This window comes from Pseudomonas mucoides (assembly GCF_015461845.1).
GTDB lineage: Bacteria > Pseudomonadota > Gammaproteobacteria > Pseudomonadales > Pseudomonadaceae > Aquipseudomonas > Aquipseudomonas mucoides.
This window is the reverse complement of record NZ_JACOPW010000001.1, coordinates 567,809-582,265: the sequence shown is the minus strand read 5'-3', so window position 1 is coordinate 582,265 and position 14,457 is coordinate 567,809. Positions and strand designations below refer to the sequence as shown.

15 protein-coding genes are annotated in these 14,457 nt (G+C 58.8%); 11 read left to right on the top strand and 4 right to left on the bottom strand.

Annotation, left to right across the window (positions count from 1 at the left end; genetic code table 11):
- Positions 1-13 precede the first annotated feature (13 nt).
- Positions 14-1,276, bottom strand: coding sequence for an MFS transporter (locus H8F22_RS02800; protein WP_020300798.1), 1,263 nt, complete (start codon positions 1,274-1,276; stop codon positions 14-16).
- A gap of 361 nt (positions 1,277-1,637) precedes the next feature.
- On the opposite strand from H8F22_RS02800, the gene H8F22_RS02795 reads away from it, so the two are divergent.
- The 6 genes from H8F22_RS02795 (at position 1,638) to H8F22_RS02770 (ending at position 7,087) form a co-directional block, all read left to right on the top strand.
- Positions 1,638-1,874: a ferredoxin gene (locus tag H8F22_RS02795; protein WP_020300797.1), complete on the top strand. Its 237-nt coding sequence runs from the start codon at positions 1,638-1,640 to the stop codon at positions 1,872-1,874.
- 52 nt (positions 1,875-1,926) lie between these two features.
- Positions 1,927-2,685, top strand: a complete 759-nt coding sequence (locus H8F22_RS02790; protein ID WP_020300796.1) for an SDR family NAD(P)-dependent oxidoreductase — start codon at positions 1,927-1,929, stop codon at positions 2,683-2,685.
- Between the two features lie 66 nt (positions 2,686-2,751).
- Positions 2,752-3,702, top strand: a complete 951-nt coding sequence (locus H8F22_RS02785; protein ID WP_032904513.1) for a VOC family protein — start codon at positions 2,752-2,754, stop codon at positions 3,700-3,702.
- Between the two features lies 1 nt (position 3,703).
- A complete protein-coding gene (locus tag H8F22_RS02780; protein ID WP_020300794.1) occupies positions 3,704-4,588 on the top strand; it encodes a fumarylacetoacetate hydrolase family protein in 885 nt (294 codons plus the stop codon).
- A 38-nt stretch (positions 4,589-4,626) separates the two neighbouring features.
- On the top strand, positions 4,627-6,213 hold the full coding sequence (locus tag H8F22_RS02775; protein WP_020300793.1) for an MFS transporter: 1,587 nt from the start codon (positions 4,627-4,629) through the stop codon (positions 6,211-6,213).
- 88 nt (positions 6,214-6,301) lie between these two features.
- Positions 6,302-7,087 carry an IclR family transcriptional regulator gene (locus H8F22_RS02770; RefSeq protein ID WP_194939749.1) on the top strand — a complete coding sequence of 262 codons (786 nt, stop codon included), beginning with the start codon at positions 6,302-6,304 and terminating at the stop codon, positions 7,085-7,087.
- A 9-nt stretch (positions 7,088-7,096) separates the two neighbouring features.
- Here H8F22_RS02770 and H8F22_RS02765 read toward each other — a convergent pair whose 3' ends face one another.
- Complete coding sequence (locus tag H8F22_RS02765; RefSeq protein WP_020300791.1) at positions 7,097-8,287, bottom strand: thiolase family protein; 1,191 nt, start codon at positions 8,285-8,287, stop codon at positions 7,097-7,099.
- Complete coding sequence (locus H8F22_RS02760; protein ID WP_020300790.1) at positions 8,287-8,685, bottom strand: Zn-ribbon domain-containing OB-fold protein; 399 nt, start codon at positions 8,683-8,685, stop codon at positions 8,287-8,289. The genes H8F22_RS02765 and H8F22_RS02760 overlap by 1 nt, the downstream gene beginning before the upstream one ends.
- Positions 8,686-8,824: 139 nt before the next feature.
- On the opposite strand from H8F22_RS02760, the gene H8F22_RS02755 reads away from it, so the two are divergent.
- From H8F22_RS02755 to H8F22_RS02740, 4 genes are all read left to right on the top strand, one after another.
- Positions 8,825-9,526, top strand: coding sequence for an SDR family NAD(P)-dependent oxidoreductase (locus H8F22_RS02755; RefSeq protein ID WP_020300789.1), 702 nt, complete (start codon positions 8,825-8,827; stop codon positions 9,524-9,526).
- Complete coding sequence (locus H8F22_RS02750; RefSeq protein WP_020300788.1) at positions 9,523-10,521, top strand: fumarylacetoacetate hydrolase family protein; 999 nt, start codon at positions 9,523-9,525, stop codon at positions 10,519-10,521. Before H8F22_RS02755 ends, H8F22_RS02750 begins: the two co-directional genes overlap by 4 nt.
- Positions 10,522-10,644: 123 nt before the next feature.
- Positions 10,645-12,045, top strand: a complete 1,401-nt coding sequence (locus H8F22_RS02745) for an aromatic ring-hydroxylating dioxygenase subunit alpha (protein WP_057005046.1) — start codon at positions 10,645-10,647, stop codon at positions 12,043-12,045.
- 90 nt (positions 12,046-12,135) lie between these two features.
- Positions 12,136-12,711 (top strand): aromatic-ring-hydroxylating dioxygenase subunit beta, encoded by a 576-nt coding sequence (locus tag H8F22_RS02740; protein WP_057005047.1) that lies wholly within the window; start codon positions 12,136-12,138, stop codon positions 12,709-12,711.
- An 84-nt stretch (positions 12,712-12,795) separates the two neighbouring features.
- Here H8F22_RS02740 and H8F22_RS02735 read toward each other — a convergent pair whose 3' ends face one another.
- Entirely contained in the window at positions 12,796-13,536 is a 741-nt protein-coding gene (locus H8F22_RS02735) for a DUF2889 domain-containing protein (RefSeq protein ID WP_057005048.1), read from the bottom strand.
- 101 nt (positions 13,537-13,637) lie between these two features.
- Here H8F22_RS02735 and H8F22_RS02730 point away from each other — a divergent pair, with 101 nt between their 5' ends.
- Positions 13,638-14,438: an SDR family NAD(P)-dependent oxidoreductase gene (locus tag H8F22_RS02730; RefSeq protein ID WP_126588877.1), complete on the top strand. Its 801-nt coding sequence runs from the start codon at positions 13,638-13,640 to the stop codon at positions 14,436-14,438.
- The last annotated feature ends 19 nt before the right edge of the window (positions 14,439-14,457 follow it).

Genomic DNA, 14,457 nt, shown 5'->3' with positions numbered 1-14,457 from the left:
CTTGTTAGGGGGCTCAGGATTGGCTGGGAATGGTTTGCACGTTGAAGTGCGGCACTCGCCCAAGGGTCAGTAGCAACAGCGGACCGATCAGGCAGCAGGCGGCGCTATAAACCAGCATGGCGTTATACGATCCGGTGCGCGCCAGCATGTACGCAAAGAGCAACGGCGCCAGCGCCGAAGCCACGGTATTGAGGCCCTGATGCACGCCGAACAGGCGGCCGTATTCGCGCAAGCCGAAGTAGCGGGCAATCAGGAACGCGGCAATATCGAACTCCGCCCCGGCGCCAAAACCAACCAGCACCGCCGCCAGCATGAGCGGGGCAAATTCGGTGGTCGGGCTCAGGTAGATGAAACAACCGATAGCGGGCAGCACCAGGCTGATCGCAGACACAATCGGCGGCCACAGACGATCGAGCAGATAGCCGATAAGCATGCGGCCGAAGATCAGCGAAATACCAAAGCAGCTGAAAATGGTGGCCGCGTCCCCCGCGGATAGGCCTCGGGCTTGCAGCATGGGCACGGTGCTGGTGACCATGCCGACAATCGAAGAAATCACCAGGCTGAGCGCCAGGTTACAGGTCCAGAATTTCAGCGAGCCCATGCCTTCACGAAAAGACATGCCGGGCAATTGCTCCAGCGCACGCCCGCCGTCACGGTGACCGGCAACAGAGGGTAGTTTGAACCACAGCAGAATCAGCGGCAGCAGCACCAACAGATTGAGCAGCGCGAGAATCACGAAGGCCGCGCGCCAGTCCCATTGCTCGATGCCCCAGGCCATCAGCCGGGGAATGATGGCGGCAGTGACACCAGTCCCGGACAGACCAATGGCGAGCGCCAGGCCGCGATTGCTGTCGAACCAAAGACTGATCAGCTGGGTCCAGGTTACGGCCAGCGCGCCCATGCCGACGATGGGCAGCAGTGCAAAGGCGATGTACATCGACCAGATCGATTGGGTCAGCTGCGTGGTTGCCAGGTAACCGAGTGACAACAACAGCAGGGAAATAACGGTAACGCGCTTCATGCCGTAGCGCAGGTTGAACCAACCCACCAACTGCAATGACACCACCGCGCCGCCAAACAGAAAGGTGATGCAGGCTTGCAGCTCACTTTTGCTCCAGCCAAAGGCATCGCCGAGCGGCACGACCAGTGTGCCGAAACCATAGAGCAGGGCGGCGTTGATGCTGATGGCCACTCCGGCGACCGACAAAATCAGGATTTTCCAGCTTTGGCGGAATTCGCGCAGATCGATTGCCGCTTCGTTTCTAGACGGGTGCATGGAGTTGGCTTCCTTATAGGTTTTGTTGAGCCAAGCACTGCTACAAGTGGTGATGTGAATCACCGCCAGCAGATTCTTTGAACAGAATCTGGTTTTTTAATCAGAATAAAATCAGAAATTCGGCTTTGTCCAGCGCAGCTATCTGACTAACGGACAAACGAATTTCATGCGTTGCACCCACGGTTGAATCACTCTGAAGCCAGCCGTGTTCAACATCCTGCTGCGATTCCCTTTTTTTAAGCCAAGGCAATGATCAGGGACAGCGGATGAGCCTCAGCATATCCGCGTTAAAAATTAATTGCACATAAAATAAATAAGTGTTCATAATTTGCAAAAGCTGAACCTGATAAAGGAGAAAAAAATGAGTTCAGAAAAAGCGCAGTTCAAAGCGGTGGCCGACCGAAGCCGCTGCTGTGGTTATGGTTTGTGTGCTGCGATTTGCCCCAGCCTGTACAAGCTTGATGCCGATGGCATGGTGTACCTCGACGATGCCCGCGTGCCGCCGGAGTTGGAGGAGGAGGCTCGTGAGGGTGCAGCCGCTTGCCCCGCGGAGGCCATCTGGCTTGAGCCCATCACCCCGGATGACGAAGCCGTTTGATGGCGTGAGCGCCTGCCGCAAACGTGATAACCACTGAGGTGAGGATGTGCTAATGGGTCGATTACCAAACAAGGTCGCGCTGATAACCGGTACAGGCGGCGGCCAGGGCAGGGCTGCGGCGCTACGTTTTGCCCGTGAAGGGGCGATTGTGGTCGGTTGCGATTTCAATGCCGAAGGTCACGAGGAGACTGCAGCGTTGATGCAGGCCGAGGGTTTTACCCTGTACGGCTCGGCACCCGTGGACCTGGGTGATCATGAACAGGCCAAGGCCTGGATCGATGCCGCCGTGGCTGAACACGGGCGCATCGACATCCTGTACAACAACGCTTCCGCCGCACGCTTCGGGCTGGTCAGCGAGCTGTCGATCGAAGATTGGCAGTACACCATGCGCAACGAAATCGACCTGCTGTTCTATACCACCAAATATGCATGGCACCACTTGGCCGAACAGCGCGGAGTGATCATCAATGTATCGTCCACCGCTGCATGGGGTGGCTCGAAAGTGGCCGGCATTTCCGCGCATTCGGCTGCAAAGGGCGCTGTGGTGTCCTTCACTCGCCAGTTGGCGGTAGAAGGGGCGCCGTTCGGTATACGTGCGGTCAGTTTGAGCCCGGGATTTGTCGCGACGCCTGGCACCCGGCCTTTTCTGGAAGACCCCAAAATGCGCGCCATGCTGCTGGATGGCGTATTGATGGATCGCCCCGGCGAACCCGAGGAAGTGGTGGCAATGGCGGTCTTTGTCGCCTCGGATGAGGCTTCATTCATTACCGGTTCGGACTTCGTCATCGATGGCGGGTTACTCGCGATCTAGCACGCGCGGCGCCCTGGCATGGGCTACCGGCACCCTTTCATCTCGAACAATAACAAGGTGAATAACGTGGACATCATCGGTATCGGTTACATGGGCTTTGAGACCCCCAATCTCCAAGCGTGGCGTGAGTACGGCCCTCAGGTGATGGGTTTTGGCATAGGCAAGAACCCCGAGAGTGATCCCGATTCGCTGTACTTCAAGATCGATGATCGTCGGCATCGCTTCGCTTTTCATCCTGGCAAGGTAGACCGCATTGTCTACATCGGTTGGGAAGCGGTGGGGCGCATGGCGTTCGAGGACGGCATCAAGAAGCTGGCAGCCGCCAATGTCGACTTCACTCGCGGTGATGCTGAGCTGTGCGAAAAGCGTGGCGTGCGTGAATTAGTGCGTTTTCGTGACCCGGTGGGGTATCAGCACGAATTGTTTTACGGGCAAAAATGGCTGCCGCGCTCGTTCCAGCCGGGCCGCCCGCACAGTGGTTTCCTTGCCGACGAACGGGGTGCGGGTCATGTGGTGCTGATCACCCCGGACTACACTCCGGAACTGGAAGACTTCCTGCTTAATGTCATGGGTTTCAGCTGGTATGGCGCTGGTGCGGGCAAGGGACGAACCGGTTTCTTCCGCTCCAAACTCAACCATCACACCAGCCATGACATCGCTTATGGTCACGGACCGGGTCGCATGGGCGTGCAGCATGTCGGGCTGTTTGTACGCAACGTGCGTGATGTCGGTGAGACCTACGACATCGTGCGTCAGCGTGAACTGCCGATGATGATGACCCTCGGCCAACATGCCCAGGACCCCCATCTGTCGTTCTACCATTTCAATCCGTCCGGGTTCGCCTTCGAGACCATTGCTGAAATCGAGCCATGGCAAGGCGATCCCTATGAGCTGAATCCAGAAAAACTCAGCCTGTGGGGCCACGAAATGGTCGGGCCAATTCTCGGCGCCAGCGTCAAGACGCCGGAAGAAGTGCTCGACGCCGAGTACCTGCCGACCTACTTGGCCAAGCGCTGACATGCGTCTGGCGCGGGTCGAAGTTGCCGGGCAAGCGTTCTGGGCGTTGCTGAATGCGCAAGCTGATTGCTTTCGGCGAATTAATGCTCCTTTCGCCCACTGGGCCGGGCTAGGGGCGGATCTTGCGCCAGACGCCCTCGACCCGAGTGGCGAATGGTTGCCGTTGTCGGCTGCGCGCCTGCTTGCGCCATTGGAACCCGGTAGCCGGGTTTTTGGTGTGGGCCTCAATTACCTCAGCCACCTCAAGCGCCTTGGCAGTGATTCTCCGGCGCACCCGTTGGCGTACATGAAACCGGAGTCAGCGCTGGTTGGTGCCTATGACGAGATCGATTATTCGCCGCTGACCACCCAGCTTGATTACGAGGTGGAACTGGTCGCCGTAGTGGGCCGCCCGTTGCTGGATGAACCGCATGCCAGCGACTGCCTGCTGGGGTATACGGTGGGCAATGACATAAGTGCGCGCGATGCCGGCAAGCAGATTGGTCGTCTGGACCTGTTGACCCAGAAAGCCATGGACCGCACCACACCGGTAGGTCCATGGATCGTGACCGCGGACGAACTGGGTGTAACGGGGCAACCGGCTTTAGATATGCGCCTGAGCGTTAACTATGAACTGCGCCAGCAGGACAATACCCGGCAGATGATTTTTCCCCTGGATGAGTTGCTCAATTATCTGGATGCACGCATCAGTCTGCGTCCTGGCGACCTGGTGTTTACCGGATCCACCCACGGCGTAGGACTGGAAAGCGGGCGTTTTTTACGGCCGGGTGATCGGGTCGAGGCTGAGATTGCAGGTATCGGTCGACAGAGCAATACCATCGCTGCGCCACGCCAACTCATCCCCGCCCGTGCGGCGGGGCGACTGGGTCAGCCGCTGGACAAGTAATCCCTGAAACTGACTGGCGTAGCCGCTGAGGAGTGATGATGAGCGAGGGTTCGGCGTGGGCGCCGTTTCGCAACAAAGCGTTCCGCGGTTTATGGCTGGCAGCCGCAGTGGTCAACATGGCTATCTGGATGCAGACGGTCGCCGCGGCGTGGATCATGACCACATTGACGACGTCGGCAGCCATGGTCTCTCTGGTGCAAACCGCCGTGACCCTACCGGTATTTCTGTTTGCCTTTCCCGGTGGGGTGATTGCCGATCGGGTAGACCGTCGCAGTTGGCTGATCATTACCCAGTGCATGATGCTGTTCGCCGCACTGGTGTTGTGTGTGCTGGCGTACAGCGCGCACATGGAAACCTGGGGCTTGTTGGCGTTTACCTTTGTGCTCGGTACTGGCAGTGCGCTGGGCATGTCGGCGTGGATGGTGACCATGGTCGGCGTACTGCCTCGCGACCAGGTGCCGGCTGCAGTGTCCTTGAACGGAATTTCCATCAATGCCACCCGGGCTTTGGGCCCCGCGTTGGCGGGTGCACTGATTGCATACTGGAACACGACCTCGGTATTTCTGGTGATCGCGCTGTGTATGTTCGCGGTGCTCCTCTTCCTCTTTCGTATCGCGCCCAACCCGCCTGCCGTGGGCTTGCCACCGGAAACCCTGACCGGTGGCATGCGCAGTGGCCTGCGCTATATCCGGCATTCAGCGGTCCTGTTCAGCGCCATGAAGCAGGTTCTTGTGTTCACCATGAGTGCCAGTGCTTTATGGGCCTTGCTGCCACTGGTGGCCAAGCAGGAATTGGGTATGGACGCTGGTGGTTATGGCTTGCTCATGGCGTTTCTTGGTGCCGGTGCAGTATTGGCTGCGCTGAGCTTGCCGCGGTTGTATCGCGTATTGGGCATGCGTCATCTGCTGGTTTGCGGCGCCATTTCCTTTGCCCTCGCCACCCTCACTGCCGCGCTATCCAACAACCGCTACGCGGTCTGCGCAATGCTGCTGCTGGCAGGGTTCGGCTGGATGGCGGTCAACGCGACCATTTCAACGGTGGTGCAAACCTATGCCGCCAATTGGGTGCGCGCACGGGTCGCATCGGTCTATGTGTTGATCCTGATGGGCGCGATGGCGGCCGGCGGTGCGATATGGGGGGCATTGGCCGAGTATCTGGGATTGAGCCAGAGCTTGCTGCTCTCGACACTGTTGTTGCTGGTCGGCATCGCGCTGACCCGAAATGGCCATGTGGAACTGGGCCAGGAAGCAGACTTTGCCGAGGTGCAGTTGACCGACACACTCCAGCTGGCCAGTCCGGTGTCCCATTCCGAAGGACCGGTATCGGTGGAGATTGTGTACCAGGTGGCGGCGCCGGACCGCGATGAATTTCTGGCTGCCGTATACGCGGTAGGCAAGGCGCGACGGCGCAACGGTGCGCAAAACTGGCGTTTGTACCGCGACATGGCGGACCCGCAACTCTACAGCGAGCGCTTTATTGTCGAGTCATGGCTGGAATACTTGCGCCAACAGGTTCGGGTGACCCAGGCCGACCAGGCCCAAGAGCGTCTCATCGAGCGTTTTCGTCGCGAAGATCTGCAAACCCGTCGTTTGATCTATCAGCCGCCAGTGAAATTAACCGATTGAAGTGTTCGAGTAATTCCCAGATAAAACTTTTACGGCGCCAATCATTCTCAGGTTAGAATGGCGCCACTCTAAAGTTACTGGATTGGGCATGGAACTCACTGACGTCAACGACAGCAGCAAATCGGCCGGCGCAACCCTCGTCAAGCCTGTATCCAACGCCATACGCATCTTGCGCTATCTCAGTCAGGTGGGCACGCCGGAACGTTCAGTGGACATCGCCCGGCAACTGAAAATCAATCCAAGTACCTGCTTCAACATCCTGCGCACCCTGGTGCAAGAGGAGGTGGTCGATTTCAGTGCCCTTTCCAAGCGTTACACCGTGGGCCTGGGCCTGGCGCGCCTGGTTGAACAATTGGTGACTCAGGGTCACCGCGTGCAAATGGCCAAACCCCTGTTGCAGAACCTGGCTGCACGCCAGCGGGTGACCATCACCCTGTGGCGCAAAATGAGCCCTGACCGCATCGTCATTGTCAGTTCCGCCGCGAGCCCGACCGATGTGCGTATCGACATGGCTGAAGGTCAGCGTCTGCCAATTCTGATGGGCGCCAGCGGCCGGTTGTTCGCTACGCAGATCGACCTCGACGATCCGGAAGTACAGAGCAGTTTCGAGACGATTCGCTGGGCCCAGCCGCTGTCGCTCGAGGTCTATCGCGAAGAAGTGAGCGAGGCCGCCGAGCGCGGTTGGGCAATGGACGATGGGCATTTTTCGGGGGGGATTCTTGCCATTGCGGCGCCGGTCTTCTCACCAACCAACAGCATCGATTTCACCGTGTCAGCGGTGATGTTCCGTGGCCAACGGGATGAAGAGGGCCTTGCCGAACTGGGCAAGGCGCTGATCGAGTTCTGCAGCGAAGTGGCCGGCGTACTCTACTGAGGCGCGCCGTTACTCGCGAACCAGTAGCAGGCTACCCCCCAGCGGGCCGCCTCCGGCTGCCACCGTACTGACGCGGTGTTCGCGGGTTTGCCGGCCTTCGGCACGACCCCACAGTTGCAGGCAGGCTTCATGCACGTAACCCAGGCCGTGGGTGCGTCCGCCAGACAGCTGCCCGCCATTGGTATTGATGGGCAAGCTGCCCTCCAGTGCGATGCGCGTGCCACCCTCGACGAACGCGCCACTTTCCCCAATGGGGCACAGGCCCAGGGCTTCAAGCCAGATCAGGGTCAAGATCGAAAATCCGTCATACAACTGCGCAGATTCAACATCCTGCGGGGTGTAGTCGGTGCGTGCCCACATCATCTCGCCAACATCGAAGGCGGCCATTTTGGTCAGGGAGATCTGATCCCACGACCAGGGCTGGTTCAACGCTGCGCCCATGGCCTCGATGCGAATTGGTTTATTTGGCTGGTCCTGGGCGATATCACGACGGGACAGGATGATGGCGGTGGACGCATCACAATGCACGTCGCAGTCGAACATGCGCAGAGGCGTTGAAATCATTCGCGATGCCATGTAGTCGTCCATGCTCATCGGCGTGCGGTACAGCGCCTTGGGGTTGCGCATGGCGTTCTGGCGACACGTCAGGGCTATCTGCGCCAGCTGCTCCGGTCGGGTGCCGTATTCATGGAAGTGACGCTGGGCATACAGCGCCATCAGATTGATGCCCGATTGCACATTGAACGGGGTAAACCACTGCCAGGCGTAGCTGCTGTCGCGACCCTGGGTTTTGTTGGTCAGTGCGCCGGCCTGTTTGTTGAGCATACGGGCTGACGCTTCGGTGATGGTGCGAAACACCAGTACGTGCTTGCACAGGCCCGCCGCAATCGCCATGGCCCCGTTAATGACCCCGGTAAGCGGGCCGGGCCCTTCATAACCGCCACCGAACCAGTTGACGTTGAGCCCAAGGGCGCTCTTCAGCGCACTGGGACCGACCGGTGAGAACGGGTCGCCATTGTTGTTATCACCCGGCCAGCAGGCCACGCCGTCGATGTCGCTACGTTGCAGGCCGGCGTCCGCAATGGCTTCCAGGCAGGCGTCCAGGGTCAGGCGCATCGCTGACTTGGTAGACGGTCGGCCGATCTCTGATTGCCCGATACCGGTAATGGCTACGTCTTTTTCATAACGATGATCGAACATCACTGATCCTTCTCGAACAGAGGCAACCACACATCCTCGACATTGAGGAAGCTGACCCGTACCGGCATGTCGATATGTACATCCGTGACCGGCATGCCCACCACGTTGCTCACGAACTGCAAGCCGGGTTGCTCAACGAGCTCGATGATCGCCACCACATAGGGCACCTCCAGGTCGGGGGTCCAGGGTTGATAGTTGATGGTGAAGCTAAGTACGGTGCCCTTGCCGGACACCGCTTGCGGCGCCACGTCGAAGCTTGCGCAATGCGGGCAGAGCGGGGCGGGCGGGTGGAAATACCGGCTACAGGCTGCGCAGCGATGAACGAGCAGTTCGCCCTGTTGACCGCCTTGCCAGAAGGCGCGGTTGTCGGCGTTGAGTGCAGGCAGTTTTCTAGGCATCAGCGGTCCGCAGGTGAGTGTTTGACTTGAAGTCATACGGTATCATTTGTACATATTTTCTAAAAGTGTCATATATTCATCCGGACAAAGGCGCGAATCGACCGTTCGCGCCGTAAAACAACAACAAGAGGATTTCGCGATGTCCCAATCACTATTGGACAAGAGGGTAGTCGTCACCGGCGGGTTTGGTGCCCTCGGCAGCGCACTTGGCAAATTTCTGCTGGCGCGAGGCGCCCGGGTGGCGTTGCTGGATCGTAGCGAGGCCCCAGCTGCCTTGCTGGATACGGAAAACCTGCTGTGCCTGGGTGGTGTCGACCTGACTTCGAGCGAGTCGGCCAGCGCTGCGTTCGAGCAGGTCGCGGGGCATTTGGGTGGCATCGACGGTTTGGTCAATGTCGCGGGCGGGTTTGCCTGGGAGACCGTCGAAGGTGGCAGCCTGCTGACCTGGGATCGCCTCTATCAGATGAACGTACGTACCGCAGTGGTCAGTTCTCAATCCGCGTTGACACACCTGCTGGATTCCAAGGCCGGGCGCATCGTCAACATTGGCGCGCTGGCCTCTGTCAAAGCCGCAACAGGTATGGGGGCTTATGCCGCCTCCAAGGCCGGTGTGGCCCGGTTGACCGAGGCGTTGGCCGAGGAACTGAAGGATCGTGGTGTAACGGTCAACGCTGTGCTGCCGAGCATCATTGACACCCCCGCCAACCGCGCCGACATGCCTGATGCTGACAGCAGCCGCTGGGTCACTCCGCAGGCGTTGGCGGCGGTAGTGGCGTTTCTTTTATCCGACGAAGCCGCAGCAGTAACCGGTGCGCTGCTCCCCGTGAGTGGTCGCGTATGAGACTGGTGACGTATACCGACGCCGAAGGGTTTGAGCGCGCGGGTGCATTGCTCAATCGGGATCAGCAGGTACTCGACCTGCAACACGCTTACCGCTTGCTGGAAGGTCGTGACAGTGTGGCGTTGAGCAGCATTCTGGCTTTGGTAGAGGCCGGCGAACCGGCGCTGGAATTGGCCCGCTCACTGGTCGCTAAGGCACCCTCGGCGGCGGTGCTGGAGCGTGCCAGCGTGAAGCTGCGTGCACCGATCCAGCCGCCTCCACAAATGCGCGACTGTTCCTGCTTCGAATTGCATCTGCGCCAGAGCTTCGCGGCGGCCCGTCGTGCCCGTGCGCTGCGTACCGAAGACCCGGAAGCCACGCTGAAAGCGATGAACACCCGCGCTGACGATCGGGTCATCGAGACTTTCAACAAGCAGCCTATTTACTACAAGGGCAACCGTTTCGCGGTGATTGGCATCGACGATGAATTTCAATGGCCGAGCTACAGCCGGGCGATGGATTTCGAACTGGAGTTCGGTTGCTACATCGGTAAGCGCGGCAAGGACATCAGCCGTGAAGCCGCCCGGGCGCATATCGTCGGCTACACCATCTTCAACGACATGAGTGCCCGCGACGCCCAGGCCCTGGAAATGCCCGGCATGCTCGGCCCGGCCAAGAGCAAGGATTTTGATACCGCCAATATCATGGGCCCCTGTCTGGTGACAGCCGATGAGCTGGGTGATCCCTATGACCTGAACATGGTCGCCCGGGTCAATGGCGAGGAGTGGGGGCGCGGCAATACCCGCGATATGCGCTGGAGTTTCGAAGACGTGATTGCCCACGTGTCCCGCTCGGAAACCCTGTACCCCGGCGAGTTTCTGGGCTCCGGCACGGTCGGCAACGGCTGCGGCCTGGAGCAATTGCGTTATTTGAAGCCTGGCGATGTGGTTGAACTGGAGATCGACGGCATTGGTGTGCTGCGCACTCAAGCGGGCAAGGCATCGAACAAGGATTGACGCGTACGTGAATGACGGAAGAATTCACTTACAAGTACAAAGTGAATTCTATGTACATAAATAGAGAAAGTGTCTTATATTTCGCTGCGACTACTGTCGTGACGCTCTGATCAGGAGGCAATCATGCTAACAAGAACAAGCCCCGTATTGTCTGATGGAACCAAGGTCTCTGACCTCATCTATCCCTCTAGCCGTGAAGTACAAATGCGCGTGTTGTCTGACCGCGAAATCTACGAGCTGGAGATGGAAAAAATCTTCGGCAAGATCTGGGTACTCCTGGGTCACGAGTCGGAGATCCCCAATTCCGGGGACTTCATGGTCCGCGACCTGGGCTCCGACTCGGTCATTGTTGCCCGTGGTAAAGAGGGCGAGGTGTTTGTAAACCTCAATGTGTGCCCGCACCGCGGCATGCGCATCAGCACCGCCGATTGTGGCAACACGCAAATTCATAAATGCATCTACCACGGCTGGGCCTTCCGCCCGAATGGCGACTTTGTCGGCTCACCCGTCGAGCGTGAGTGCATGCACGGCAAGATGCTGCCAAAAGAAGAACTGGGCCTGAAAAAGGCACGGGTCACGCTGTACGGCGGTCTGGTCTTTGCGACCTGGAATATCGATGGGCCGTCGTTTGACGAATTCCTCGGCGATGCCAAGTGGTATTACGACATGCTGTTCTGCCGCTCCGACAAGGGCATGGAAGTACTCGGCCCACCGCAGCGCTTTATCGTTAACGCCAACTGGAAAACGGCTGGCGAGCAATCGGCGGCTGACGGTTTCCACACACTGACCTTGCACCGTTGGCTGGGCGAAGTGGGCAATTACGCCAAGAAAGGCGAGGGTGAAACAGCCGACCTCAGCCCGGAAATGATCGGAGTTGAAATCAGCTCGCCCCATGGCCATGCCCTGCGCTGCATCGACCTGGCGCGCAAGATCAAGCGCCTGACCGGCCTCGATCCGGCAGAGTTGAGTGTGCAGCAGAAGCTCGAAGCATTGCCGCCTGCCGGCATGACCGCCGACATGGTCGAACAGCTGGCACGCAACTTGACCGAAGATCAGTTGAAAGTGCTCACCAGCATGCCGCCGCAAGTCGGTGGAATGTTCCCGAACATTCTTTTCGGTTTTGTCTACATTCCGCAGCCGGATGGCACTGTCGTCGGCTCGATGACCCTGCACGCCTACGTGCCGCAAGGTCCGGACAAGCTCGAGTTCGTCAACTGGGTATTTGCCGAGAAAGACGCTTCCCCGGAATTGCGCGACAAGATGCTCAAGCAAACCATCCAGCTGTTCGGCACGTCCGGCATGGTCGAGCAGGATGACTCCGATACCTGGCCGCACATGACGCTGGCTGCCAAGGGGGCGATGGGCCGCAAGAGCACGATGAAGTACCAGGCAGTCTTTGAAACGGGGGCGCCGGAAGGCTGGCCTGGCCCGGGCATCGTCAACGAAGGTTTCACCAAGGACGATACCCAGTGGCACTGGTGGTTGTACTGGCATGAGCTGATGACTGCATCGGACGACAAGTAAAGCGTCTGTTACGCCTGGTATGACTGCGGTCCTGAGGGGCCGCAGTTGCTGGAAACCGCATTAACAAGAATAAAAGTGAGGGAATGACTCATGGCTCAGGTTCAACAACGCGGTGTGGAGGATATCCAGCCGGGTTCCCCAGTCGGTACCAAGCGAGTACCGGTAGGCTCGCCGATTTACAACGATGTGGTGACCTTTCTCTACGAGGAAGCCACGCTGCTGGACCAGATTCGCCTGCAGGAGTGGGCCGAACGCCTGGACACCGACCTGGTGTACACAGTGCCGCTACGCCAGACGCGCTTGGCCGCCGAGTTGAAAACCACCATCGTGCGCAGCGTTCAGCATTACCACGATGACTACCGCTCGATCATGGGCCGAATCCTGCGCCTGTCCGGCAAAAGTGCCTGGGCGGAAGATCCTCCTTCGCGTACCCGACGTCTGGTGACCAACGTGTTTGTCGAAGAAACCGACAAGAGCGATGAGTTTGTGGTGACCAGTTACCTGCTGCTGACCCGTAGCCGGTTCAAGGACCACCACGTCGACATTATCAGTGGCGAACGGCGTGATGTGCTGCGCCTGAGTGAAGTGGGATTCAAGTTGGCGCGGCGCGAAGTCATCATTGACCAGGCGGTGCTTGGAACACCCAATCTGGCCGTCTTCCTCTAGTTCGTACCGGCGGTCTGGTTTGAACCCGGATCGCCGTACCTTGAAGGCATTGGCCGCTCTGTTCTTGACGCAAGAGCGAAGCGGCTATTGCTGTTGTCTCAGCCATTGCTGATCCTCTGCGCACAACTTGAGCTGCTCGTGGCTGAAATCCAGAGTCGAGCCTTTCATGCGCAGTGCCTGCTCCGCACGTTCGGGTTGCTGGCTGTAGCAGAGGGCGCTGGTAGCGGCGTGAATCTGGGCGTCGAGGTTGTACGCACGCCCCATCGAAATCAGGGTGCAGCGGCGAAGCAAAAGAGCCGCTTCGGCGGCTTCTTCATTGAGGGTGCTCAGTGCCCAGCGTGCCATACCTTCGCGAAGGTTGATGCCGCAGTAGGGGGCTGGTCTTTCGATCAGGGTGCCATCGACTTCCCAGCTCAGCTTTTCAACGCCGTCGCACAGCAACGTAGCGCGAGTGTGATTGGCAATACGCTGGCCGACGTTGATGTCATAACGGCGCTGGTGGGGGCCTCGAGCGGCCGCCGCGACAGCGAGGCCCGCGAGGTCCAGCAGATGGGTGCATTGATGACTGGCATCGGTCTGACGGGTGACCGAGTGGGCTATCCGGTCCAGTTTCATGCCCACCAGGTGCTGTAATTGATCGCAAGCCTGAGGGCACAAGGAATAAGGGTAGCGAAGCGCTTCGCCGCCAATGGCGGTGACTTCACCTTGATGGTGGCAGACCCAGACACGGAAGTGGTGGAAGTCGTCTTCCAGCGCGGCTCGGACTTCGCCCGTGCCATTGCCGGGATGAGCAATGATGTCTACGCGGCGACGAAATACACTCATCCTCAATATCCTTGCTTCAATGCTGTTCAGGCTGACGAAATCAGCTATATTTGAACACTATAACCAAAAATGTTCACTAAAAAACAAGAAATGGAGTGGCTATGGCACTGCTAAACGAACAGGTCGCGTTGATTACCGGTGCAGGTGGCGGAATAGGCCGCGGTATCGCGCTGAACTTTGCCAAAGAGGGCGCTGCTGTGGTGGTCGCCGAGCTGGATGTCACCAGTGGCGAGGCCATAGTCGCCGAACTCAAAGCGCTGGGTGCCCAAGCGGTGTTCATCAAGACCGACGTGTGCAGCAAGGCCGATATCGAAGCTGCCGTGCAATTGGCCGTTGATCAGTTCGGTGGTCTGGACATATTGGTTAACAACGCCTTTGCGCCAACACCCAATGTCCTTCTGGAAGAAAAAACCGACGCGATGCTGGAGAAAACCCTCGGTTCTACAGTGTGGGCGGCCTGGTGGGCGATGAAAGCCGCACTGCCCCACATGAAAGCGAGAGGCGGCGGCAAGATTATCAACTTCTATTCCATCGATATCGAGATCGGCGCCTGGTTGCACGGCGACTACAACACGGCAAAGGCAGCGATCGTGGGGCTGACTCGTAGCGCGGCTTCTGAATGGGGGCGGTTCAACATTCGAACCAATGCCATCGCACCGACTGCGATGGGTGCGACCTTTCACAAACTCGCTGCAGAGAACCCGGGGTTTGCCGAAATGTCCGCTTCGATGCGTCCGTTGGGGCGCTGTGGCGAGCCTGAAGCTGATATCGGGCCGGTGGTGGTATTCCTCGCTTCGGAGATGTCGCGCTTTATCACTGGCGAGACCATTCACGTCGATGGTGGCCTGCACTTACCCGGTTACAACTCCCGCCCCAAAGGCATTCCCGTGCGCGAGTATTGATTACCCCGGTTGATGCAGG

What these genes read in the sequence shown, in the direction of transcription:
- H8F22_RS02800 (WP_020300798.1), bottom strand. Translation starts at nt 1,276, where the DNA reads ATGCACCCGTCTAGAAACGAAGCGGCAATCGATCTGCGCGAATTCCGC.
- H8F22_RS02795 (WP_020300797.1), top strand. Translation starts at nt 1,638, where the DNA reads ATGAGTTCAGAAAAAGCGCAGTTCAAAGCGGTGGCCGACCGAAGCCGC.
- H8F22_RS02790 (WP_020300796.1), top strand. Translation starts at nt 1,927, where the DNA reads ATGGGTCGATTACCAAACAAGGTCGCGCTGATAACCGGTACAGGCGGC.
- H8F22_RS02780 (WP_020300794.1), top strand. Translation starts at nt 3,704, where the DNA reads ATGCGTCTGGCGCGGGTCGAAGTTGCCGGGCAAGCGTTCTGGGCGTTG.
- H8F22_RS02775 (WP_020300793.1), top strand. Translation starts at nt 4,627, where the DNA reads ATGAGCGAGGGTTCGGCGTGGGCGCCGTTTCGCAACAAAGCGTTCCGC.
- H8F22_RS02770 (WP_194939749.1), top strand. Translation starts at nt 6,302, where the DNA reads ATGGAACTCACTGACGTCAACGACAGCAGCAAATCGGCCGGCGCAACC.
- H8F22_RS02765 (WP_020300791.1), bottom strand. Translation starts at nt 8,287, where the DNA reads ATGTTCGATCATCGTTATGAAAAAGACGTAGCCATTACCGGTATCGGG.
- H8F22_RS02760 (WP_020300790.1), bottom strand. Translation starts at nt 8,685, where the DNA reads ATGCCTAGAAAACTGCCTGCACTCAACGCCGACAACCGCGCCTTCTGG.
- H8F22_RS02755 (WP_020300789.1), top strand. Translation starts at nt 8,825, where the DNA reads ATGTCCCAATCACTATTGGACAAGAGGGTAGTCGTCACCGGCGGGTTT.
- H8F22_RS02750 (WP_020300788.1), top strand. Translation starts at nt 9,523, where the DNA reads ATGAGACTGGTGACGTATACCGACGCCGAAGGGTTTGAGCGCGCGGGT.
- H8F22_RS02745 (WP_057005046.1), top strand. Translation starts at nt 10,645, where the DNA reads ATGCTAACAAGAACAAGCCCCGTATTGTCTGATGGAACCAAGGTCTCT.
- H8F22_RS02740 (WP_057005047.1), top strand. Translation starts at nt 12,136, where the DNA reads ATGGCTCAGGTTCAACAACGCGGTGTGGAGGATATCCAGCCGGGTTCC.
- H8F22_RS02735 (WP_057005048.1), bottom strand. Translation starts at nt 13,536, where the DNA reads ATGAGTGTATTTCGTCGCCGCGTAGACATCATTGCTCATCCCGGCAAT.
- H8F22_RS02730 (WP_126588877.1), top strand. Translation starts at nt 13,638, where the DNA reads ATGGCACTGCTAAACGAACAGGTCGCGTTGATTACCGGTGCAGGTGGC.